The sequence below is a fragment of the Microcystis sp. M090S1 genome (genome assembly GCF_020246295.1).
Lineage (GTDB): Bacteria > Cyanobacteriota > Cyanobacteriia > Cyanobacteriales > Microcystaceae > Microcystis > Microcystis aeruginosa.
In genome coordinates this window covers 1-23,770 of the sequence record NZ_JADBTF010000247.1, presented here as the reverse complement: position 1 = coordinate 23,770, position 23,770 = coordinate 1, and the positions used below count along the sequence as shown (strand labels likewise).

The 23,770-nt window shown below is 45.5% G+C and carries 19 protein-coding genes and 2 pseudogenes; 11 read left to right on the top strand and 10 right to left on the bottom strand.

Annotation, left to right across the window (positions count from 1 at the left end):
* Positions 1–231 (top strand): annotated as a pseudogene (locus IM477_RS11200) (IS200/IS605 family accessory protein TnpB-related protein); the annotation flags it as partial.
* A gap of 90 nt (positions 232–321) precedes the next feature.
* Here IM477_RS11200 and ftsH read toward each other — a convergent pair.
* Positions 322–2,217 (bottom strand): ATP-dependent zinc metalloprotease FtsH, encoded by a 1,896-nt coding sequence (ftsH, locus tag IM477_RS11195; RefSeq protein WP_287731761.1) that lies wholly within the window; start codon positions 2,215–2,217, stop codon positions 322–324.
* 214 nt (positions 2,218–2,431) lie between these two features.
* Between ftsH and rimP the strand changes: the two genes are divergently transcribed.
* The 5 genes from rimP to IM477_RS11170 all read left to right on the top strand — a co-directional run bounded on the left by rimP (position 2,432) and on the right by IM477_RS11170 (position 8,561).
* On the top strand, positions 2,432–2,902 hold the full coding sequence (gene rimP / locus IM477_RS11190; RefSeq protein WP_147069801.1) for a ribosome maturation factor RimP: 471 nt from the start codon (positions 2,432–2,434) through the stop codon (positions 2,900–2,902).
* Positions 2,903–3,185: 283 nt separating this feature from the next.
* Entirely contained in the window at positions 3,186–4,382 is a 1,197-nt protein-coding gene (gene nusA, locus IM477_RS11185) for a transcription termination factor NusA (protein ID WP_287731760.1), read from the top strand.
* On the top strand, positions 4,379–4,660 hold the full coding sequence (locus tag IM477_RS11180) for a YlxR family protein (RefSeq protein WP_002798549.1): 282 nt from the start codon (positions 4,379–4,381) through the stop codon (positions 4,658–4,660). Before nusA ends, IM477_RS11180 begins: the two co-directional genes overlap by 4 nt.
* A gap of 111 nt (positions 4,661–4,771) precedes the next feature.
* Positions 4,772–7,804: a translation initiation factor IF-2 gene (infB, locus tag IM477_RS11175; protein ID WP_287731758.1), complete on the top strand. Its 3,033-nt coding sequence runs from the start codon at positions 4,772–4,774 to the stop codon at positions 7,802–7,804.
* 187 nt (positions 7,805–7,991) lie between these two features.
* Positions 7,992–8,561, top strand: coding sequence for a low-complexity tail membrane protein (locus IM477_RS11170; RefSeq protein WP_004159551.1), 570 nt, complete (start codon positions 7,992–7,994; stop codon positions 8,559–8,561).
* A 26-nt stretch (positions 8,562–8,587) separates the two neighbouring features.
* Here IM477_RS11170 and IM477_RS11165 read toward each other — a convergent pair whose 3' ends face one another.
* Positions 8,588–9,316: a carbonic anhydrase gene (locus IM477_RS11165; protein ID WP_287731757.1), complete on the bottom strand. Its 729-nt coding sequence runs from the start codon at positions 9,314–9,316 to the stop codon at positions 8,588–8,590.
* Positions 9,317–9,340: 24 nt separating this feature from the next.
* A pseudogene (locus tag IM477_RS11160) lies at positions 9,341–9,492 on the bottom strand (Uma2 family endonuclease); the annotation flags it as partial.
* 121 nt (positions 9,493–9,613) lie between these two features.
* On the opposite strand from IM477_RS11160, the gene IM477_RS11155 reads away from it, so the two are divergent.
* Positions 9,614–10,567, top strand: a complete 954-nt coding sequence (locus IM477_RS11155) for an ABC transporter ATP-binding protein (protein ID WP_079209543.1) — start codon at positions 9,614–9,616, stop codon at positions 10,565–10,567.
* A 22-nt stretch (positions 10,568–10,589) separates the two neighbouring features.
* On the opposite strand, the gene IM477_RS11150 is transcribed toward IM477_RS11155, so the two are convergent.
* Positions 10,590–11,342 (bottom strand): tetratricopeptide repeat protein, encoded by a 753-nt coding sequence (locus IM477_RS11150; RefSeq protein WP_287731756.1) that lies wholly within the window; start codon positions 11,340–11,342, stop codon positions 10,590–10,592.
* A 44-nt stretch (positions 11,343–11,386) separates the two neighbouring features.
* Between IM477_RS11150 and nblB the strand changes: the two genes are divergently transcribed.
* Together nblB and IM477_RS11140 are read left to right on the top strand one after the other, a co-directional pair.
* The gene (nblB, locus tag IM477_RS11145; RefSeq protein WP_079209541.1) at positions 11,387–12,052 is read left to right on the top strand and encodes a phycobilisome degradation protein NblB; all 666 of its coding nucleotides are present in this window, start codon (positions 11,387–11,389) and stop codon (positions 12,050–12,052) included.
* A 73-nt stretch (positions 12,053–12,125) separates the two neighbouring features.
* A complete protein-coding gene (locus IM477_RS11140) occupies positions 12,126–13,217 on the top strand; it encodes a tetratricopeptide repeat protein (RefSeq protein WP_287731754.1) in 1,092 nt (363 codons plus the stop codon).
* Between the two features lie 351 nt (positions 13,218–13,568).
* Here the strand turns inward: IM477_RS11140 and IM477_RS11135 are convergent, their stop codons facing one another.
* Positions 13,569–14,033 carry a DUF29 domain-containing protein gene (locus tag IM477_RS11135; protein ID WP_287731752.1) on the bottom strand — a complete coding sequence of 155 codons (465 nt, stop codon included), beginning with the start codon at positions 14,031–14,033 and terminating at the stop codon, positions 13,569–13,571.
* Positions 14,034–14,133: 100 nt separating this feature from the next.
* Entirely contained in the window at positions 14,134–15,120 is a 987-nt protein-coding gene (locus IM477_RS11130) for an RNA polymerase sigma factor, RpoD/SigA family (RefSeq protein WP_002782393.1), read from the bottom strand.
* A gap of 702 nt (positions 15,121–15,822) precedes the next feature.
* On the opposite strand from IM477_RS11130, the gene IM477_RS11125 reads away from it, so the two are divergent.
* Complete coding sequence (locus IM477_RS11125) at positions 15,823–17,247, top strand: Ni/Fe hydrogenase subunit alpha (RefSeq protein ID WP_061431264.1); 1,425 nt, start codon at positions 15,823–15,825, stop codon at positions 17,245–17,247.
* An 86-nt stretch (positions 17,248–17,333) separates the two neighbouring features.
* Here the strand turns inward: IM477_RS11125 and IM477_RS11120 are convergent, their stop codons facing one another.
* The 3 genes from IM477_RS11120 to IM477_RS11110 all read right to left on the bottom strand — a co-directional run bounded on the left by IM477_RS11120 (position 17,334) and on the right by IM477_RS11110 (position 20,449).
* Positions 17,334–17,906 carry a Uma2 family endonuclease gene (locus tag IM477_RS11120; RefSeq protein WP_287731762.1) on the bottom strand — a complete coding sequence of 191 codons (573 nt, stop codon included), beginning with the start codon at positions 17,904–17,906 and terminating at the stop codon, positions 17,334–17,336.
* Positions 17,907–17,926: 20 nt separating this feature from the next.
* Positions 17,927–19,093, bottom strand: a complete 1,167-nt coding sequence (locus IM477_RS11115) for a DNA-methyltransferase (RefSeq protein ID WP_287731750.1) — start codon at positions 19,091–19,093, stop codon at positions 17,927–17,929.
* 84 nt (positions 19,094–19,177) lie between these two features.
* On the bottom strand, positions 19,178–20,449 hold the full coding sequence (locus tag IM477_RS11110) for a dihydroorotase (RefSeq protein WP_287731748.1): 1,272 nt from the start codon (positions 20,447–20,449) through the stop codon (positions 19,178–19,180).
* 182 nt (positions 20,450–20,631) lie between these two features.
* Here IM477_RS11110 and IM477_RS11105 point away from each other — a divergent pair, with 182 nt between their 5' ends.
* The gene (locus IM477_RS11105) at positions 20,632–21,900 is read left to right on the top strand and encodes a DNA methyltransferase (protein WP_287731745.1); all 1,269 of its coding nucleotides are present in this window, start codon (positions 20,632–20,634) and stop codon (positions 21,898–21,900) included.
* Positions 21,901–22,390: 490 nt separating this feature from the next.
* Here IM477_RS11105 and IM477_RS11100 read toward each other — a convergent pair whose 3' ends face one another.
* Entirely contained in the window at positions 22,391–23,230 is an 840-nt protein-coding gene (locus tag IM477_RS11100) for a PEP-CTERM sorting domain-containing protein (RefSeq protein ID WP_287731743.1), read from the bottom strand.
* Between the last annotated feature and the right edge of the window lie 540 nt (positions 23,231–23,770).

Below are 23,770 nucleotides of genomic sequence, written 5' to 3'. Positions count from 1 at the left end.
TCATGGGGTCAATGGGGGAAACTCTGTAAGCTCTTAAGTGAACAGAATATCTCCCGACACCAAATGTTTGAACCAGCGAAAGTCCTAGAGGCACTGCAATTAGCAGTTTCCCGAACTAGAAGGGGGGAATCTCCCCCCAGCGAAGGCAGGAAAGTCAAATCTGCTTCTCTACCAGTAGTTTTTTCAAACAGTCAAACTCACGGGGAGTCACCGATGCCCCAAAACTGTTAGTCTAATAAGATATTATTAGATACCAACAGGTTTTTAGTAGGTGAAATCGTCTCCTAACCACTTAATCGAAGCGAGGAGACGAAGGGCAAATTAAACCGTAGTCACCATTGACCGATCCGCTTGTTGCTGAAATTCCGTCAATAAACGCCGGAATTCGTCGCCGTCAATGGTTTCCTGTTCAATCAGTATATCCACCAAGCGATCGATCGCCACACGATTGTCAAGGATAAGTTTTGTTGCTAAATCGTGGCATTGCTTGACAAGTTCCCGTACTTGTGCATCAATTTTCGCCATCATCGCGAAAGAATGGTCGGGATGATAACCGGCACCAGCACCACCGAGATAGGAATTACCCTCCTCCTCTAGAGCAATCAATCCCAATTCCGACATTCCCAGACGCGTTACCATCTGTCGGGCCAGATAGGTAATTTTTTCAATATCATTACCGGCCCCGGTGGTCACTTCATCCTCACCGAAGACACATTCCTCCGCCACTCGTCCCCCTAATAATCCCGCAATTCGGGCTAATAACTGGGAACGACTGGTTAAACCCTGTTCTTCATCGGGAGTGAACCAAGTTAACCCCTGCGCTTGACCCCGGGGAATCAGGGTGACTTTTTCCACCTGATCGTGGCCGGGACAGAGAGTACCGACAATCGCATGGCCAACTTCGTGATAGGCGATCAAACGCTTGGCTTTACTATCGACTAAAGCGCGCCCTTCCATACCGGCCACAATCCGATCGATCGCATCGTTGACTTCCGCCATGGTAATCGCCTCTTTCCGTCTTCTAGCGGTAAAAATCGCCGCTTCGTTGAGCATATTAGCCAAATCTGCCCCAGTAAAACCGGGGGTGCGACGGGCGATCGCCTCCAGAGCCACATCAGCAGCCACCTTTTTATCGCGAGAATGGACCTCTAAAATGCCCAAACGTCCCTTACAATCTGGATAATCCACCACTACCTGCCGATCAAAACGACCCGGACGCAAAAGGGCCGAATCCAAAACATCGGGGCGGTTGGTGGCGGCAATGACGATAATGCCGGTATTTCCCTCAAAACCGTCCATTTCCGTCAATAATTGGTTCAGGGTTTGCTCCCGTTCATCATTACCTCCCCCATAACCGACCCCTCGTTGACGACCAACGGCATCAATTTCATCGATAAAAACCAAACAAGGGGCATTTTCCTGGGCTTTTCGGAACAGATCTCGCACTCGCGACGCACCAACCCCGACAAACATCTCCACGAATTCCGACCCGGAGATGCTGAAAAAAGGCACTCCCGCCTCTCCCGCGATCGCTTTAGCCAGTAAAGTTTTCCCCGTCCCCGGTGGCCCGATTAACAGGACTCCTTTGGGGATTTTTGCGCCAATAGCCGTAAATTTTTCCGGTTGTTTGAGGAATGTCACCACTTCCTGTAAATCTTCCTTGGCCTCATCCACACCCGCCACATCATTGAATTCTATGCCGGTTTTCGCCTCCATCTGAAACCGCGCCCTTGATTTACCGAAGTTCATCGCTTGACCGGAAGCATTGGCAGAACGACGGATAATAAACACCAATAATCCCAAGACGAGAATAATCACTAACAGGTTAGTGAGAACATTGATCAGGGCCGAATTGTCAGTGCTGGGGAGAATGCCGTACTCAATTTTTTCAGCATCGAGTTTCTTGATTAATTCGGGATTTTGGTCAAATAAATTGACTTCTTTCGGGGAATCCTTGTCCGTTTGACCAACGAGGGTAACTGCTGCCTGCTGCAAAGAAGGATTGATTTCGACCTTTTTTACCTTTCCTTGGTCGATCTTCTCTAACAATTCACCGTAGGTGAGGGTATTTTGGTTTTTTTGACTCCAAGCAGGAGTGACATGGCCAAAGGTTTGCAGAATCATCCAAGTGGTGACAATCCCTTTCCATACTGGCCGACGACCACGATTCTTAGCTGACTTGGCTCTAACTACGGTGAGTGGAGATTTTTGATCCATAATTGACTCTATATCTAGTTACCCTGTATTCATTGTGACAGATCGACTCGATCGTGACCACTGTTCTGTTTTCCCCCAGGCACGACCCCGGGGGCAAATAGTGATGACGGTTTTTTGCTATATTGTATTTAGCTAGGTGGTCTAACAACTGCCTATCCCAATCACTAACAGTTTAGGGAAGTGGGTTTCGCCCGCTTTTTTTATTGTCTAAATCATGACCCATCCGCTCATTCCCGACCTGCTGCACCTAGCCACCCCTATCGCTGAAAACTTGGGGCTAGAAGTGGTCGATATCGTTTTCCAAACCAATAAAAGGCCTCCCGTCCTGCGCGTCGATATTCGCAATCTTGCGGGAGATACTGGTTTAGAGGACTGTGAGCAGATGAGTCGGGCCTTAGAAACCGCCCTCGACAGTCAAGAAATCTTACCCGGGGCCTACGTTTTAGAAATATCTAGCCCCGGCATTTCTCGACAACTGAGCAGTGAGCGCGAATTTCAGTCTTTTAAAGGTTTTCCCGTCATCGTTACCGGCCAGGATAGCCAAGGAAAACCGCAAGAATGGCGCGGAAAACTGCAAGGTAGAGATGAGCAATCTATTTATCTTAACCAAAAAGGTCGCTCCCTGAGCATCGATCGCACTACCGTCATCAGCGTCCGTTTAGATGAGCAGCGCAATAATCAGTGATCAGTAAACAGTAATCAGTTATCAGTAAGCAGTAAGCAGTAAGCAGTAAGCAGTAAGCAGTAATCAGTAATCAGTAAACAGTAAACAGTAATCAGTAAACAGTAATCAGTAATCAGTAATCAGGGATAAAGATGAAGATAAATAAATAACTAACTGATTAACTTAAAACTTACATCTGATAACTGATAACTTACATCTGATAACTGATAACTTACATCTGATAACTGATACAAGGCTAATGGCTAAAAAACTAATCACTCAAAAGTAAGGAGAAAAAATAATTATGGCTACTGTTAATTTGCCCGGTTTAAAAATAATGCTCGAAGAAATTAGCCAACGACATAATCTGCCCAAAAATGCCGTACAGGAAGCCTTGCGTGAAGCACTTATCAAGGGTTACGAACGTTATCGACGCGCCCAAAGTTTAGAAAAAGCTGCTCAATTCCATGAAGATTATTTCAATAACTTTGATGTGGAATTAGACGTAGAAGAAGAAGGCTTTCGCATCCTTTCTACTAAAACTATTGTCGAAGAAGTGACCAATCCCGACCATCACATCGGTCTCAAAGAAGTGCAAGAAGTGGCCGATGAGGCCCAGTTAGGGGATGAAGTAGTTCTTGATGTCACCCCCGACCAAAAAGAATTTGGTCGCATGGCGGCGATTCAAACTAAACAGGTTTTACTGCAAAAACTGCGGGATAACCAACGCAAAATGATTCAAGAGGAGTTCCAAGATCTGGAAGGAACGGTTTTACAGGCCCGGGTCGTCCGTTTTGAAAGACAGGCCGCTATTGTCATGGTACAAAGCACCTACGGTCAACCGGAAGTGGAAGCAGAACTACCCAAACGGGAACAGCTACCCAACGATAATTATCGCGCTAACGCCACCTTTAAAGTTCTGCTCAAAAAAGTCCTGGAAGGTTCTCACCGCGGCCCGCAATTAATCGTTTCCAGAGCGGCGGCGGGTTTGGTAGTATATCTGTTCGCCAACGAAGTTCCCGAAATCGAGGAGGAAATCGTGCGTATTGTCGCCGTCGCCCGGGAAGCCAATCCCCCCTCCCGTCACGTTGGTTCGCGGACAAAAATCGCCGTCGATACCTTAGAGAGAGACGTGGATCCGGTTGGGGCCTGTATTGGGGCCAGAGGTTCGCGGATTCAAGCCGTGGTTAACGAATTGCGGGGCGAAAAAATCGACGTGATTCGTTGGTCTCCAGACCCCGCCACCTACATCGCCAATGCCCTTAGTCCCGCCCGTATCGACCAAGTTTTGTTCACTAATGCCGAAGAAAGACAAGCACTGGTACTGGTGGCCCAGGATCAATTGAGTTTAGCGATTGGCAAAGAAGGGCAGAACGTGCGTCTAGCCGCCCGTCTGACGGGCTGGAAAATCGATATTAAGGATATAGCCCTCTATAAAGGCGAACAAGAGGTGAAAACTGATGAAAAAGACCCAGAATCGCAGGATTTAGACCGAGAATGAACACCTTCGTCAATTATCGACGCTGTATTAGCTGCCGTCTCTTCGCCCCGAAAGAATCCTTTTGGCGAATTGTCCGACTACACCCGTCCGGACAGATACAATTAGATCAAGGCATGGGAAGATCAGCCTATATCTGTCCACAGCCCAACTGCCTGCAACTAGCCCGACAAAAAAATCGTCTCGGACGCGCCCTAAAAGCCAATATTCCCGAAACGCTCTATGAATCCTTGCAAGAGCGACTCGGGACTGCCTGGCAAGGTCGTCCAAATCAGGATTAAAATTGACGATCATAGCCACAAAATCGTTAGCATGGAAATGGGACAGTCCTGACAGGATCAAAAAATCAGCCAACTTATAGGATCACTAACACTTTAGCCGGGGGATAATGGATGAGTAACACGAAAGTCAGAATTTACGATTTATCAAAAGAATTGAATCTAGACAACAAAGACATTTTGGACATCTGTGACCAGTTGAACATCGAGTACAAGAGCCACAGTAGCACGATCAGCGAAGAGGATGCCCAACGCATCAAAGCAATCGCTGCGAAGGGATTTGCCTCGAGTACCAGTAAAAATAGCACGGGTCAGCGAGAATCGGCTAGTCCTGCCGAAGAAAAAAAACAAAAGATTTTAGCCCTGCATAAACACAACCGCCCCGAAACCGGCGAAGAAGGGGAAAGCTATCCCGGTCAAGCCGGTTCCTCGGCCAAACCGACTTTAATCAGTCCCCCCCGTCCCCCGGTTAAACCCCTCGTTGCTCCCCCAGGGCGCGACGAGGCGGCCGAAAAAACTCCCCCCACTGCAGCAGAGATGCTATCTCATAGCCCCAGTGTTAAAGAAACCCCGACCGAAACCCCGCTAGTGCCAGAAGCAGCCCCCACCTTAATCGCCCCACCTAATCGACCTTCCCTCACCCCGAAACCACGCCCTGAAACTGCCTCGGGCCGGCCAGAACCCCGATCTAAAAATGCTCCTGGCAGTAACGACAGGAGCCGGGGAGAAAAACGCGAGCGCGGCGAGAGCGAAAACGCCCCTAGTCCTGAGCGTAGGGTAGGCTTGGCTAAACCAGAAAAACCGACCCTCAACCGCAAACCCGACGGAAAAAGCCCGAAACTGGCGGAACCAGCTAGGGAAGTGCGGGAGACAGTGGAGTTGAAGCGCCCGGTTCGCCCCGGGTTACCCGCTAAAATCTCGGCTACCAGCGAGGAGGAAACCGATACCACCAAGAAATCTGGTGTTGATGGCACAGAAATCGATACAGATACCGGATTGCTCGGAGCAGACGGGCCCAAAAAACTCAAACGACCCACCATGCCCCCTCGCATGGCCAAAAAATCTACCTGGGAAGAAGAAGAAGAGGAAGAAAAAAAAGCGGCCAAAACCGCCAAAACTGCCGGCAAAAACAAACGCCGCACCCAAGCGCTCTTTGAAGATGACGATGATCTAGAATCGGAACTGTCCGGGTTAATTAATACCCCCAGTTTTACCCTCTCCACCGCTCGTCCCCCCAAACCGCCCACCGCTAAAGCTGCCACCCCCGGCACCCCAACAGCAGTCAAAGTTAAGCGGCCCAGTAAACCAACCGCCCACACCGGCAGCCCGAAAAGCGAGCGCCAAGAACCCCAAGAGGAAAAACGCCCGGAAAGCATCGTCGTCACCGGCAGTCTCACCGTGCGCGACCTCTCGGAATTGATGAAAGTCCCCGAAACTGAGATCATCAGAACCCTATTTTTTAAAGGGATGGCGGTTAATATTACCCAAACTCTCGACGTGGACACGATCGAAATGATCGCCAGGGACTTCGAGATCGCCGTGGAAACCCCCAGCACCAAGTCGGCGGCGATCAAAACCACGGAAATGATCGATGTCTCCGACTGGGAAAGTCTCCAGCGTCGTCCCCCCGTCGTCACCATTATGGGTCACGTTGACCACGGCAAAACCACCCTCCTCGACTCGATCCGCAAAACGAAAGTCGCCCAGGGGGAAGCCGGCGGCATCACCCAGCACATCGGTGCTTACCACGTCGATGTGGAACATAACGGCAAACCAGAACAGATTGTCTTTTTGGATACCCCCGGCCACGAAGCTTTTACCGCTATGCGCGCCCGCGGGGCGAGAGTCACCGATATAGCCGTGCTGGTGGTAGCCGCCGATGACGGCGTACAACCCCAAACGAAAGAGGCAATCAGTCACGCCAGGGCGGCCGAAGTCCCCATCGTTGTGGCGATTAACAAAGTCGATAAACCTTCAGCTAACCCCGACCGGATTAAACAGGAATTGACCGAACAGGGACTGGTGGCCGAAGATTGGGGCGGTGAGACGATCATGGTTCCCGTTAGCGCCCTGCGGGGTGAAAATCTCGATAATCTGCTGGAAATGATCCTCTTGGTGGCAGAAGTAGCGGAATTGGTCGCTAACCCCGATCGCTTGGCGAAGGGAACCGTCATCGAAGCTAACCTCGATCGCACCAAAGGCCCCGTGGCTACCCTGCTCGTCCAGAATGGCACTCTCCGCGTCGGTGATAGCATCGTCGCCGGTTCCGTTTTCGGCAAAATTCGGGCCATGATCGATGATCGCGGTCAAAAAGTCGAAGCGGCCACCCCCTCCTTCGCCGTGGAAATCCTCGGTCTCGGTGATGTGCCGGCCGCTGGCGATGAATTCGATGTCTATGAAAGTGAAAAAGAGGCCCGGGCGATTGCCGATCAACGGGCGATCGAACGACGCAACACCCGTTTACAACAGGCCCTCTCTTCTCGTCGCGTTAGCCTTAGCACCCTCTCTATCCAAGCTCAAGAAGGACAACTCAAGGAACTTAATCTCATCCTCAAGGCAGATGTGCAAGGTTCCGTCGAGGCCATCCTCGGTGCGCTCAAACAGTTACCCCAAAACGAAGTGCAGATTCGCGTTCTCCTCGCCTCTCCGGGGGAAATCACCGAAACCGATGTGGATCTGGCCGCCGCTAGTGGTGCGGTGGTGGTGGGCTTTAATACCACCCTTGCCAGTGGTGCGCGCGCATCCGCCGATCGGGAAGGGGTCGATATCCGCGATTACAATATCATCTACAAGCTTCTCGATGATATTCAAGGGGCGATGGAAGGTCTTCTCGACCCCGAAGAAGTGGAAGAACACCTCGGTTTCGCCGAAGTGCGCGCCGTCTTCACCGTCGGTCGTGGGGCCGTGGCGGGCTGTTATGTCCAATCTGGTAAACTGGTGCGGAACCGCTTCCTGCGCGTGCGTCGCGGCAAGGAAATTGTTTATCAGGGAGTTCTCGATTCCCTCAAACGGATGAAGGAAGATGCCCGGGAAGTAGCTACCGGTTTCGAGTGCGGTGTCGGTGTTTCTAAATTCAATGACTGGAAAGAAGGCGACATTATCGAAGCCTACGAAATGGTCATGAAACGTCGCACTTTATCCAGTTAATTAGACTTGAACCGTCGGGAGTCGGGAGTCAGTTATCAGTTATCAGTTATCAGTTATCAATTATCAGTTATCAGTTATCAGTTATCAGTTATCAGTCATAATTCATAATTCATAATTCATAATTCCCCCACTCCCCCACTCCCCCACTCCCCTGCTCCCCCACTCCCCCATCTCCCCACTTCCCTCTATGAAATCAGAACCTTTTTTGTGGATTCATCTGGCAGGGTTAGCGGCTTTGCCAATCTTTTTACAAATCGCTTGGATTGGTTTAGCTGTGGGCGATCCCTTGCCTTTTCTTTGGCTAGAATGGCTATTTCTAGGAGCGATCGCTATCATACCCGTCTTTTGGATGCAGTGGACAAAACCTTTTGATATTTTTAGTCTTTTGTTGGTTGCTCTAAAACCGAGTCAACTCACCCCCGAACAGTTAAAAATTCTCTCTCTTTTTAAACGTCCTCGCCATCGTCTTCTTACTCTTTTGGGAGTCGTCCTCTTAATTCTCATCACTTGGCCAATCTACAATTTTGCCCCTCTAGCGGCTGCCGTGGCCGCCTATCTCCCCCAATGGCGGCTTTTAGGTTTAGTAATCGCTGCGATCGCTCTCCTCTTAAGTCACCTATTTCTACAGGTTCCTCTGAGTGTTCTGGGGGTTTTAGCCACTAAGGAAAGTGACTGGACAGCCACCGAAGCTTTAGTTATTGAGCGCATTCCTGAGTTATTTACCATTGTTGGTCTAAAAGTTAATAAAATTATCTAAATTAGCCAAAATGTCGACAATTTCGGCTAGGAATGCAGGATTGATCGCCCGTTTAAGGGTTGAATATTCCTCGCATTACTCGGAAAAATCTCAGCCAATTGTTGCAGTTGTTGGGGAGAAATTTTGATCGCATTTTGCCAGACTAACCAGAGAACATCCTCGCTACAGGGAGGAGTGGACAAAGACCCCCGATATTCATAAAAATCGCTATTTTCTGGCAGTAAAAGCCCGGCATTGACCCAAGTATCGGGGATAATCATTTCAGGAGAAGGTTCTTGGGGCAAATAAGCCCAAATCGTTTGTAAATAGGGATTAAAAGCGCCGATTTCGGCTAAAATGCCCACAACTGCTAAATTTCCTCTCCCATTTCGATGCACTAAATGAATTTCTAGAGGGAAAGACTGACCTTTAATCTGATGTTCGCTGGGATGATGAAAATGAAACTGCAATAAATCCCAGTTTTCGCCGTGAAAAATCATGTTTCCACCTTTTTCGGTCTGAACCAAGATTGTACGACCGTTATGGCGAATTTTTAGGGGTACAGGACAATAATTAAAGGTGGGGTGGTATAGCTCTTTTTCAGTCACTATACTCAGATCGATTGGTGTTTGTTGCTTTCCCGTGGTGCAGAGACGATAATTCCTTGATAATTCGCCCCAATGGTCAATATTTTGATAATTCCAAGCAAATTCTGGATTAATAGCCCCAAAAAGAGCGTGAGAGCCAATAAATTGCAGTAATTCTCGTCTATACATGGGATTAAATTCAGCAAACCCTAATTAGAAATTGTCTTGGAGATTTATGCCCAATTCCCGCAATTTAGCCGCTAATTTGCGGCTTTCTGCCTTTCCCGTTGGACTCGATTTTCTGCTTTGCCTGCCGCTTCTGCGGGAGTGGGAACTAATTCCCCTTCGGGGGTAAAATAGCGCAAGGTAAGGATGTTGTGGTTCTCACCATACCATCAAGAATGGTTCTATTGATAACGGGAAACCCAAACGTTAATGTTAAGAATGTGGTGGCCAGTTTGTCAGCAATCCCACTACTAAAACTTTATGAACACACCAGAATTAGCCATTGCTACCGTTGGTTTAACCAAACAATTTGACCGCCATGGGGCTGTTAATCAAGTGGATTTACAGATTGAAGCGGGGGAAGTTTACGGGTTAATCGGTCCAAATGGAGCGGGAAAAACCACTTTAATTAGGATGTTAGCGGCAGCGGAAGAACCGACAACGGGAGAAATATATCTGCACGGAGAACGTCTTTTAAGAGATGAGAGTAATCCCCGTCTCAAAAGAAATTTAGGTTATCTACCCGATAATTTTCCCCTCTACGATGACCTAAATGTCTGGAATTATCTGGATTATTTTGCCCGTCTTTATCATATCCCTCGCTCCCAGCGTCATCGCCGCATTTATGAAGTTCTAGAACTGGTACAATTAACCGGTAAAAGCCATAATTCGATCGCTACTTTGTCCCGGGGGATGAAACAACGTTTAAGTTTAGCCCGAACGATTATCCATGAACCTTTAATTTTACTTCTCGATGAACCGGTTTCTGGATTAGACCCGATCGCTCGCCTACAATTTCGTGAGATTATTAAAGTCTTACAATCGGCAGGTATGACTATTTTAATTTCCTCCCATGTCCTTAGTGATTTAGCCGAACTTTGTAGTTCTGTGGGCATCATGGAATTAGGTTATCTAGTGGAAAGTACCTCTTTACAAGAATTAAATCAACGTCTAGCTGGTCAATACTTGCAGATTACGACTCTAGGCAATTTAGAAGCCTTAGAAACCGCTCTTAAACAATGTGTTTTTGTGGAAAGTTGGCAAAGAATTATTCATACTAATACTCTCCGGGTTAAATTTACGGGAACCCTAGAAGATAGTGCCGAATTGTTGAAATCTTTAGTCGTTTCTGGCCTGACCTTAAGCGAGTTTTATACTTGCCGCGAAGATTTAGAAACTATTTTCCTAAAACTGGGACATCGACAGGCATCTTAAGGGGAAATAATAATTTTTAAATCTAACCAGATAGTAACTTTTCGACTAATTTAATTTGCTCCTGACTAAAACCAGCTTCCTTCAGGTGTGCCAGAAACCATTTTTGTCGATAACGACCGTCTAAATCCCTAGCCTTTTTGTAGGTATCCCGCGCTTTTTTACTATCACCTTGATCTAAATAGACCATTGCCAAAGCCACAAGAGGATGGGGATTATTCGGCTCTAATTTAACTGCTTTTTCAGCGTTAGTAATAGCTGAATTAAAATCTTTTAAGCGATGATAGGCGAGGGATAAATTATAGTAGGCAATTTCATTATCGGGTTTTAAATTAGCGGCTTTAGTATGAGTAACTACGGCCTTTTCAAGATGACCACCGACAAGATAAACAATACCCAAAGCATTATAGGCATCCACATGATCGGGAGCAATTTTAATCGTTTCTTCGAGGGTTATTTGTGCCGCTAAAGGTTGTTTAGCTAGGTGTTGTGTCCATCCTAAAATTACTCTCCCGTCTAGATGATTGGGGTTTAACTGTACCGATTTTTTTAAAGCTTCAATACTTTTGATAAAATCTCCCTGTTGACGATACTGTAATCCCAATTGACGATAACGATTAGCAGCTTTAATGTCTGATGCGGAAATAATCGGACTGGGAGAAGGAGAAACGATCATCTCGGCCGTAGGTTCTTTTTTAAGGGGAGAGGGAGGACTACAGCCCCAAAAAACCGGGGAACTAAACATGATCGAGATAGTCAGGAGTCGATAACTATTCATGGGACAATTAATACCAGTCCAATTGTTAAGGGTGTCATCAAATTATGAATTATTCCCCTGAATCCGTGCAACGGCTGCTCGATTCCGATGATTATGGCGATCGCTTATCGGGAGTTAATCAACTGCGTTATTTAGCCCCAGAAATCGCCTTCGAGATGTTACAGCCTTTAATTAAGGATAGTAACGCTAGGGTGCGTTATTCGGCGGTAAGTCAGCTAGATATCCTCGGTCGTCAGAATCTTGATCTGGCCTTAACTATTCTACGCGATCGCTTGTTGCATGATCCCGAAGCAGACGTGAAAGCGGCCGCGGCCGATGCGATCGGGGGGTTAAAATTAACGGCAGCCTACGATGATCTGGTGGCCGTCTATCAACAATCCTGCGACTGGTTAATTCAATTTAGCATTGTGGCAGCTTTGGGCGAATTGGGGGAACCCCGGGGCTTTGAACTGCTCGAAATCGCCCTTAACTCTGATAATGAATTGGTAAAAACGGCCGCCGTTAGCGCTTTCGGGGAACTAGGCGACCCTCGCGCCGTCTCTTTACTCGTTCCCTTGGCTAGTGATGATGACTGGCAACTGCGCTATCGTCTCGCTCAAGCTTTAGGCCGCTTAGGGGGGGAAGATGCGATCGCTGTTTTGACCCAGTTAACCGGCGACAAAAGCGCCCAAGTCGCCCAAGAAGCCCGCAATAATCTCGTCCAAGGGTGATGCAGAATAGTTTATTTTTGTCAATACCATTTACAATAAACTTTAATTAAGAATCGTTAACAAAGGTAAAGCGATGAAACAATTTACCCGTTTAATCTTGCTCGTCGGTCTTCTCGCGGGGGGCTGTTTCTCTGCCTCAATTGCGATCGCCGATAATCCCGCAGGGGCAATCGTGAGCAAGGATTCACAGGTTAACGAACTACTGCGTCAAGCGCGGCAATTGGTCAAAAATGGCAATTATGGGGAAGCTATAGCCGTTTACGAGCGGGCTGCCGCCCTTGATGGCAATAATGCCAAAATTTTCTCTGGGATCGGCTTTTTACAAACGCGGCAAGGGGATTATAACGCCGCCGCCCAAGCATACCAAAAAGCTTTAAGTCTCGATCCGAGTAATCCCGACTTTTTCCATGCGCTCGGTTATAGTTTGGCTAATATCGGTGATTATGACAATGCATCCACCGCTTACTACTACGCTATCCAAATAGAACCGAAAAACGTCCAACACTACCTCGGTTTAGGGGTGGTGTTATTACGCCAAAAAAACTATGCTAAAGCGGGCGAAGTTTACCAATGGGTTTTAGCTCTCGACCCCAATAATCAGCAAGCCCACGAAATCATGGGTAAAGCCTTGATCGAACAGAATAAAAGCACCGAAGCCCTCGATTTTCTCCAAAAATCCCTGCAAAGATTCCCTAACAATAGTGAATTAAGATTGCAACTGGCCAGCCTTTTGCTCAAACAGGGCGATTTAAATGGCGGAACCCAAATTTTAAAGGAAATAGAACGACAAAATGCAGGAAATTTTTTAATTCAGCTAAAAATAGGGATTTTACTCGAAAAACAAGAGCGTTTTGACGAGGCTCTCCCCTTTTATCGTCGGGCTGTTTTCCTGCAACCCCAATCTTTGGAAGCACAAGCGGGAATCGGTCGCATCCATCTGGCCAGAAAAGATTATCTTGCAGCAATTATCGCCTATCAAGATTTGGCCGAAATCGCCCCCAATAACGCCGATGTCTATCTTAATCTCGGTCGGTCCTACGCGGGCCGGGGACGAAAAACAGAGGCTGCGGAAGCTTTTAAGCAAGCGCGAGCGGTTTATGTCCTGAAAAATAATCAATCCGGCCTGGAGGAAGTGGATGCCCTGCTGAAGAAGTTGCTTGAGTGAACCCAGATCAGTGATCAGTTATCAGATTTGAGTTTTCAGATTTGAGTTTTCAGTTCACTGATGACTGTTTAGCGATCAAGGAGTAATTTATACTAAATCCGTTGAATATAGGCTACTTATCAGGACAGGCACTCATGCAATAGGCAAGAGGCAAAAGGGGGAATAAATAATCAGTCTTTAATAACCAGATTTAGTATTAGATAGTCAATAGTTTATTCCCAATCGATTGGAAGCCATTGATTATCTAAAACCTGTTCGAGATTAAAAATTATCTGGGAGCATCTCACCTTTGTAACCCCTAAATCAGGTTTTTATGTCAAGCTGTTTTGAAAGCCTTGCTAGAAACCAGTTTTATGGATAAGTATAATTACTCACTTGCATAAATGAGATGCTCCCAATTATCTGACTCGGTAAACCGCCGGGGGATAAACCCATTTTTTTCCGGACGGTCTCTAAAGCTGTATGGTAGGATGGCTCAAAAATCTCCCGAAGATAGGGCTTTAAACTAGGGCTATCCTCCAGTAAATCTTGGATTTCTGCCCGAAAATTATTGATTTCTCCATGACCATGATTGCCATTCCGGTCTCTTTCCGATTGCCAGTATGTTAATTTGAGTAAATGTTCTAGGAGACGAGTTAAAAGACTTTTGAGCGCGTGTCTTTCACTTCTCCCCATCGATTCAATCTCCTCAATTAAGTTGTCTAAATCCACCTCGGCAAATTTGCCTTTTTTTAATTGTTCTGCCGTGGTTTTTAGCCAGAGATAAAAATCTTCTTCGTATAGTGTTGGGGTCGCTGTTTCTGTCGATCTAGTCATGACGGAACTGCCACAGGTGAAAACTAATCGGGATTCTATATTAATTAAACCCAAAAAAAAGAGAGCGCAAGCTCTCCTTCTTGGTTATTTGCTAATTTTACTAACTAGCGACAATATATTCCTTGACGTTGGCCCGGCGACGGCGTAAATGAGCCAGGGCCTGGTGTTCTAATTGTCGCACTCGTTCCCGACTGATGTTCATTCTCTGGCCGATTTTGGCTAGGGATAACTCTTTGCCATCGGTTAAACCGAAACGGAGAGTAATCACTTCCCGTTGTTGGGGAGTTAATTCGGCTAGGAGATTGGCTAAGTCTTGCCGTAATAATTCTTGGGTGATGAAGGTATCGGGAGAAACTCCGCTATCTTCTAATAATTCCGACAATTCCGTATCTTGGTTATCGCCGACGCGCACATCAAGGGAGATGGGTTGACGGGCCATACTGAGATATTCGCGGATTTGAGCGGGTTCTAGCTCTAATTCCAGGGCAATCTCGGCAGGGGTGGCACTTCTCCCCAGTTTTTGGGCGAGTTCGCGCTGGGTTCTTTTGATTTTATTCAGTTTTTCGGTGATATGGATGGGTAAACGAATGGTGCGGGCCTGTTGAGCGATCGCACGAGTAATCGCTTGCCGAATCCACCAGTAGGCATAGGTAGAAAATTTATAACCTTTGGTGGGATCAAATTTCTCTACACCTCTTTCTAATCCCAGACTACCCTCTTGAATTAGATCTAGGAATTCCATGTTCCGCTTTTGATATTTTTTGGCGATCGCAACCACCAAGCGGAGGTTAGCTTCAATCATTTTCCGTTTAGCTCGATCGCCGGTTTTCAAGGCGCGATCCAGTTCATTTTCGCTTAAATTCACCGAATCCGCCCACTCCAAGCGATCTGGTTCCCGTCCTAATTGCTTCGATAGTGCTTCTTTCGCTTCTAACAGGCTCATCATCCGTTGGACTTGTTTGCCGTAAATAATTTCTTGTTCGTGAGTTAGGAGGGGAACTCGCCCAATTTCGTGCAGATAGGTACGCACCATATCGGCATTGAGGGTGGGCTGTGATTGAGTTTGGTTGGTTTTTGCGGTGGGCATTGGTTTGGTGGTGACTCCTTGACACAGAAAAAGTCTGTTACTATTCCGACTCGCGGGTGAGTCTGGCTTATCTGAAGTCGGTATGAGTTTGATCGGAATTTCTTTGATTGTATCCTGCGCTTTTAGACGCGGGCAATCCCCTAAAGGTTCAAAGTTAATTCATTCTTTGGTATGATGTTAAGTTTATCTTTTTTTCCCAATATCTAGAACAGAAGTATTATACCAAAGGGCTATCAACTACAATCGCTTGTTTTTGGGTCGCTGTTTCCTGAATCCTCGGCAGTGCCGCTGATATTGTTAGGTAAGATTACAAAACAAAAAGGTGATTTTCCCGATTAGCTGTAAACAATCTGGCCGACTTTCGACCTTTTCGCCCTCAGCTTTGAGAGCAAAGCAGAACCAAGCTGAAAACTGACAGCCGAGAACCGACTTCTATATATATAATGACCGATCAACACCAGCAAAGCGAAAGATAATCATTGCGGATTTCCGAACTATTTTCTGTAGTATTTGCTACAAAATGCCAAATTAGCTGCGATTGAGAATCGGGAAAAATTGTTATAAAAATTAGGATTGCTAGGGGGGTAATAACTATCATAGAGACAGCAGGGCGGAGATCGGGATAAATTATCGTTGAAACCAAGCTCGATCGCACTCTCCACAATACCACTCTGTGGAACTCCTGAACAATGAGGACTTACTATGACTAAAACCGTCGTTATCGATCCCGTCACCCGGATCGAAGGCCATGCCAAGATCTCGATTTTCCTTGACGATGGGGGGGAAGTGGATGACGTGCGTTTTCATGTGGTCGAGTATCGCGGTTTCGAGAAATTCTGCGAGGGACGGCCGATGTGGGAGATGGCGGGAATTACTGCCCGAATTTGCGGCATTTGCCCCGTTAGTCACCTACTTTGTGCCGCCAAAACTGGTGATAAAATTCTAGCGGTGCAAATCCCCCCCGCGGGGGAAAAACTGCGGCGCTTGATGAATTTGGGACAGTTAACCCAATCCCATGCTTTAAGCTTTTTCCATCTTAGCAGTCCCGATTTTCTGCTTGGTTGGGAAAGTGACGCCGCTAAACGGAATATTTTCGGTTTAATCGCAGCCGATCCCGACCTAGCGCGAGCGGGCATCCGTTTACGTCAATTTGGACAGAAAGTTATTGAACTTTTGGGAGCAAAAAAAATTCACCCCGCTTGGTCTGTCCCGGGAGGTGTGCGTTCTCCCTTAAGCGAAGAAGGGCGACAATGGATTAAAGAACGACTGCCGGAGTCTAAAGCGACTCTTTACACGGCCTTAAACCTGTTTAAAGGACTTCTAGACAATTTAACCACAGAAATCGCCGCTTTTGGTAATTTCCCTTCCCTGTTTATGGGATTGGTCGGTAAACGGGACGAGTGGGAACACTACGGTGGTCATATTCGTTTTACCGATAGTCAAGGCAATATCGTGGCCGATAACCTGAGCGAAGACAATTATCGCGATTATATCGGTGAATCAGTAGAAAAATGGTCTTATTTAAAGTTTCCCTACTATAAACCCCTCGGTTATCCCAACGGTATCTATCGGGTTGGTCCGTTGGCGCGCTTAAATGTTTGTTCCCATTTTGGCACGGAGGGAGCGGATATCGAGTTACGGGAATATCGCCATCGGGTCGGTGGTGTAGCCACCTCTTCTTTTTACTATCATTATGCCCGTTTAGTGGAGATTTTAGGCTGTTTAGAGCGTATCGAACTTTTAATCGACGATCCCGATATAGTTTCTCAACGCTGCCGGGCCGAAGCAGGAATTAATAATCTGCAAGGGGTGGGAGTTAGTGAAGCGCCCCGGGGTACTTTATTCCATGATTATAAAGTGGATGAAAATGGTTTGATTGAAACGGTGAATTTGATTATTGCCACGGGTAATAATAATTTGGCCATGAATCAAACAGTGAAACAAATCGCCCAACATTATATCCATGGTGGCGAAATTCCCGAAGCGATGTTAAACCGGGTGGAAGCGGGTATTCGTTGCTATGATCCCTGTTTAAGCTGTTCCACTCACGCTATGGGACAAATGCCGCTACAGCTAGAGTTAGTTAATGCAGCCGGTGAGGTGATTAATACTCGACAAAGGGGTTAATTATCTAAGTTGTTGGGGGGTTAGGAAATAGGGGAAATTTCTCCTATAATACCTGACCCCATTTTACTATTTTTACGGCCAAGATTCTAGCTAAGAATTTCTAGGTTTTGATAAAGAATTTCTATCGGACAAGAAAAGTTAATACAGTTAATAGTGATTAAATCTCCCGCTTGATAAATATGGGGAATCCAGAGGTTATTAGATTGACGTTGATATTGTTCGATTAGGACTTGTTTTTGTTCGATAAGTAGATATTCCTCTAATTCAGGGATAGTTTGATAATCGGCAAATTTATCGCCTCTATCAAAGGCTGCTGTGGAGTCGGATAAAACCTCGATAATCACTCGCGGATGCAGGATAAAATCTTCCTGGGAAACTCGATCCCGTTGGTCACAAGTAATGGCAAAATCGGGATAATAGAAGATATTTAAGCTAGGGAGACGCACTTTCATATCGGTAGCGTAGGCAAGACAACCACTACCCCGTAAATGATTAATTAATTGGGCTGAAAGATTACCTGTGATGATAACATGGGCTTTACTGGCCCCCGCCATCGCCAAGATTTGCCCTTGCATATATTCATGTTTAATGGGACTAATTTTCTCTATTTCCAGATAGTCTTTTGGAGTAAAATAAGCGTGACTTTTACCGGCTGTCATGGTGTTTACCTCGCTCATTGTTAGTTTTCTAACGGACAATTAAGCCAAATAATTGAATCTAAATCAGTCTTACTGCCTTCAGTAATTAGCTTTCGTATTAGTTCAATATAATTAAAATTACTCTCGAATAAAACAAAACGTCTATCTAAAGAAGCGGCCGCTAGTCCCACGGTTCCTGAACCAGCAAAGGGATCTAAAACCACATCACCTTTAAAAGAGTAATAGGTAATCACTTTTTCTGCCAATTCTACGGGAAAAGCGGCGGGATGTTTTGAGTTAGTGACTGGGTTAATTTTCCAGACATTAGTGCGTTCATAACCATCGGCAATTTTTGAGGCTTTTACTACTTCTTGATCGGGATGATTACGAATATGCCAATCGATGAGTAAATCCGTGTGTTTACGATAGACTAAAACGTATTCAGTCACCGGCACAGTTTTGTATTGGAGAGGATTGCGATCGGCAGCAAATCTGCGCCCTCTACCAGTTGCCCACCCTGCTCCCTCTGGTTTTAGCCAAATAATATCATCAATAAAATCGTAACCTTCCTCAACAAAAATTCGATGCAAATCAAAGGGGACAGCAATACGTTTAGAAGCTTGATTACGGGAAGCACGACGCAACAGCACGGGAGAAATATTAATGACAAAAAAACGTCCTTCACTCAAAACTCGATGGCATTTTCTGATCACCTGTCGCAGCTTCAATAGATAGCTTTCGTATTCTTCAAATTCTGAATATTCCGGACGAGCATTAAAATAGGGTGGTGAGGTAAAAATTAAATCAACACTTTCTGCTGGCATTTCCTCCAAAAGTTCACTACAATCACCAAATCCGATGGTATTTCTCAGAGAGGAAAGCTTGTATTCTTTTTTGGTTTTCTTGCGGTTTTCTAATTTAGATTCATCCTGTTTTAACAGACGAGCGATAATAATTTCAGTCCGGGTTGTCCTATCGGCTAAAATTTCGGTGGTGTAGGCATCGATCACCACTTCCCCAACGGTTTTTTTCTGGTCATTACATAGAGGAATTCGCCAAATATGATATCTGTCATCCACTTCTGGTAAACCTAATTTAATCGCATTAACTAAATTTATTTCTCGCAACCAATTAAGGACAATTTCTTTAGCTTCTGCCACCGTGCGAAGCAGATAACCGCGCTTGTCCGATACCAGTTCTTTTTCCATGGCATTACTCTAGTTCTCTCTAGAATTCTAGCTGATCATTATCCAAAAAACTAGGAGAGTCTCAAGATAGAAATTGGCCACCCTTTAAAAATTCCACATTTCTAAGACTTTTCCCGTAATTGTTTGATTTAACCAGAAAGTATTATGACTGAGGGAGTGAAGATTATTTGTCGTTACTTTCCAGCTTGCTTGGGGATGAAAAAGAATTGCTTCTGCGCGATTACCGGGGTTGAGAGATGCCGGTTTTTGTTGTAAACAATGACAGGGATTGAGACTAAGCGCTTGCCATAATTGTAAAGCTGATAATTGCCCGGTTATTACTAATTTTTCCCAGAGTAGCGGTAAAGCTAATTCTAACCCGATCGCGCCGGGGGGTGCTTCTGCAAAAGAGACGGTTTTTTCTTCGTAGGTATAGGGACGATGATCGATCGCGATTGCATCGATCATTCCCTCCTTAATTGCCGCAATTAACGCCTTGCGATCGCTTTCGTTGCCCAAGGGTGGAGCGAGGTGTAAACTGGGATGATAGCTGGCGATCGATCCTGTATTTAAGAGCAGATGCAACCACGTCACACTAGCGGTTATCGGCAATCCCCGCATTTTTGCCTCGCGAATTAATTCCACTCCTCGACGGGTAGAAATTCGCATTATGTGAACAGGTGTATTAATTTCGCCGACGATTTCTAAAATTGTGGCTAAAGCAGTGGTTTCGGAAATAGCAGGATCCCCGGGTAAACCGAAGCGAATCGAGGTTTCTCCCTCACGCATGACTCCATTACCCTTTAATTGCTGATTTACGGGGGAAAGGGCGATATTTTTACCGAAGGGTTTTAGGTATTCCAATAAGTGCCGCAACAGTCCCAAATCTTCTAGACCGCGATTATCGGTAAAACCCACCGCTACAGGCATTAAATCGGCTAATTCCGTCATTTTTTGCCCTTGTCTTCCTAGGGTGAGACTTGCCCAAAAATGCAGACGAGTCGATTTTGAGTCAAAAAACCCTTGACTTTTTTGCTGTAATGTGCTAATGAGTGCGGGGTGATCGAGGGGTGGGAGAGTATTGGGGAGAATTGCCACCCGGGTGCAGCCTCCGGCCGTGGCCGCTTTGAGCAAAGATGCGAGGGTTTCTCTGTCCTCGTGGCCGGGTTCCCCGGAATGACTGTAGAGATCGACTAATCCTGGAGCAAAAATACAGTTTTGACCGGAAATATAGTTACTATTTTCTCTTGGGGGAAGCTGAGATTCGATCGCTTTAATTACCCCCTCCTCAATCCAGACATCGGCAATGCGATCGGTTTGTGTCAGGGGGTCAAGGACTCTAACCTGTTCTATGATCGTCGAGGATTGGCTATTCACGCAGACTAATTAAAACGTCATTTTTTCCTCTGGCAGTATATCACGTTAAGTAAAAAGTAAAAAGTAAAAAAGTTGAGTTCTCGGTTAGGTTAAGGGACGATAAGTTAGAATATTGATCGACTACGGTTTTAATCTTTATTTTAATTGGCTGGCCTACCCTAGGAAGAATTGATAGCCGAATCATGCAGTTAGAACTTTTCGATTTTAATAATTTAGAAGAATTTAATCGGGGAACCCCGCGATTAGTTTCTTTTCGAGATTTAGTACCAGAAATCACCAGCACCAGTTATCTAACCCATGGCATCTATTATTATCCTGCCAAATTTATTCCCCAAGTGGTGAGATTTTGCCTTGATAACTACACTAAAAAGGATGATTGGATTATCGATCCTTTTGCTGGTTCAGGTACGGTGGGTTTAGAGGCTAAACTTTGTCAAAGAAATGCAGTTTTAACTGACCTCAATTATCTTTTAAACCATATTATACCGATTAAGATTACAGAACACCAAGAACCATTGAGTTACTCAGAGTTAGATAAAAAAATCTTACAAGTTTTTGCCAACGAGGATAAATTTATCCCTCAGTGGTCAAATTTAAACTATTGGTATCCAGAGGAGATTTTAGCAGTTTTACAGAAACTTTGGGCAGGTCAAAAAAGTCTAGAACCTGATTTGTATTCCCAGATCATTCAAGCGGTTTTAGTGAAAGTTAGTAAACAGTTTTCCTATGCAGAACATACCAAACCTAAATTATTTCAATCGAAATACAAAAAATCAGATATACAAGAACTATTACAAAGAGATTGGCAAGAGGAATTAAAACGAACGATTAAAGAGATGAGTTTTGCAACTTTAACCAGCGTTAATCAATATATTGCCATAACTTGGCGTAATTATAATCAGGTGCTTTTTTATGGGGGAGTAGATAGTGCCACTTTTGAGATCGATCAAAATCTAGAGTTAGATTGTTTAATTAGTTCACCCCCCTATCTGCAAGCACAAGAATATATCAGAACAGCAAAACTAGATTTATATTGGTTAGGATATACAGAAAAAGAAGTGCAAAAAATCTCTAAGCTAGAAATTCCCTACCGACAGGCTACCAGATTAATCGAAACCGAAACCTTAAATCAAGTGAGATCGACTTTAGAGAAAGAGAATTTACATAAAATACTCGATTCCTATTTTTGTCACACTATCAACGCTTTAGAAAATGCCACCAGAAAATTAAAACAAGCTGGGAAAGCTTGCATTTTTGTGGGTAATCCGAAAGTGGATGGAGTGGAAGTAGAAACTTGGCGAATATTACAGGAATATTTTCAGGAAAATGGCTTTATTTTTGATACCGTCTTTGAGGATAGAATTAAAACCAGACAATTATTCAAATCTCGCAAGAATAAAAATCCTGATGGCATGAAATCAGAATATTTACTAATTTTAGAGAAAAGGTAACTTTCTATTGCTTATGTAGCCCAAACATACCCTATTTCATCAATGTTTGACCTGTCTGGAATCCTTACCTAATTTTCAGGCAACTATTGAAGATAAACCCTATATATAAAATTCTTGGCTGATGGAAAGTTAATTATACTAAATCTGGTTATTAAAAACTGATTATTTATTCCCACTTTTGCCTTTTGCATGATTGCCTTTTGCCTGTCCTCATAAGTAGCCCATACTCAACGGATTTAGTATTACTATTATTAGTACCTGCGATTTACCGATGGTTTTAGTTGGTGGCGGTGCAGGGAAAATCACGTTAGGTCTGTTTGGTACTTTATAGTTATTTTAAAAGGCTTTCCTATCCCAGAAATTGCCCGATTTACCGATTTATCCCCCGACGCGATCGAGGAATTACAAAGGCAGCAGGACAATTAAAGCTTTTAACCGCAAAGGGTGGGGAATTAGGAAAATTTTAACTCATCTCCCCACTCCACACCGATTAACCACGTTTAGCGAGGCGACGCACCACTAAACCACCCCCTAGTATCCCTAATCCGATAATACCAGAAGGTTCGGGAGTGGACACCGGCGGCTGACTTTGGCTGAATACCTGTACGCGATAGTTGTTCGTATCAGCCACATAGATATTACCACCGCTACCGACAGCGATACCGAAGGGGTAATTGAACTGACCGTTCCCCGTACCGAAGCTACCGAAAGTGGACTGGAAGACACCACTAGAGTCGAATATCTGTACGCGATAGTTGCCAGTATCAGCTACATAGATATTACCACCGCCACCGACGGCGATACCGTAGGGGGCAATGAAATCACCGTCCCCCAAACCTTGGCTACCGAAAGTGGACTGGAAGACACCACTAGAGTTGAATATCTGTACGCGATGGTTGCCACTATCAGCTACATAGATATTACCACCGCCACCGACGGCGATAGCTAAGGGGATACTGAACTCACCGTTCCCCGAACCTTGGCTACCGAAAGTGGACTGGAAGACACCACTAGAGTTGAATATCTGTACGCGACCGTTGCCAGAATCAAGTACATAGATATTACCACCGCTACCGACCGCGATACCGAAGGGGATACTGAACTCACCGTTCCCCGAACCTTCGCTACCGAAAGTGGACTGGAAGACACCACTGGAGTTGAATATCTGTACGCGAGCGTTGACAATCTCAGCCACATAGATATTACCACCGCTACCGACAGCGATACCGATGGGGCCACTGAACTCACCGTTCCCCGAACCGTTGCTACCGAAAGTGGACTGGAAGACTCCATTGGAGTTAAACACCTGTACGCGACTGCCATCAGTCACATAGATATTACCACCGCTACCGGCGGCGACACCTGTGGGGATACTGAACTCACCGTTCCCCGTACCTTCGCTACCGAAAGCGAAGTAAAAACTGGCCGCAGTGGCACTGGTGGCGATACTAATACAACCGATCGCAGTGGCCGTGACTAGAGAAAAGGATTTCAGCAGAGGCTTTGATAAGCCTTGCTTCTCCCCCCCCCGTGATTGATAAGGTTAACTAATAGCATAAGGCTCCACAAAATTAAACTGATTGCAAGCTACCCCTTCCTCTAGTAATTGTCAAGAAATTCCTGGTTAAGATGTGACAAATTTGCTGAAATTTATAGAGTTTAGTCGATGATTAGAATTGAATTTTGCCGATAATGTATTCCGCGCTACGATTCTCTTCGGCAATAGTTACGACAAATACAGGATGTCAACACCGGCGATCGAGGGTATCCTAGGAGAAACGGAAAGTAATCCCTGACGATGTTTGATAATATTTGTAAATTTATTGCCGAAAACTTCTCCGATGATTTAGCCACTTGGTTATTGGGTTCT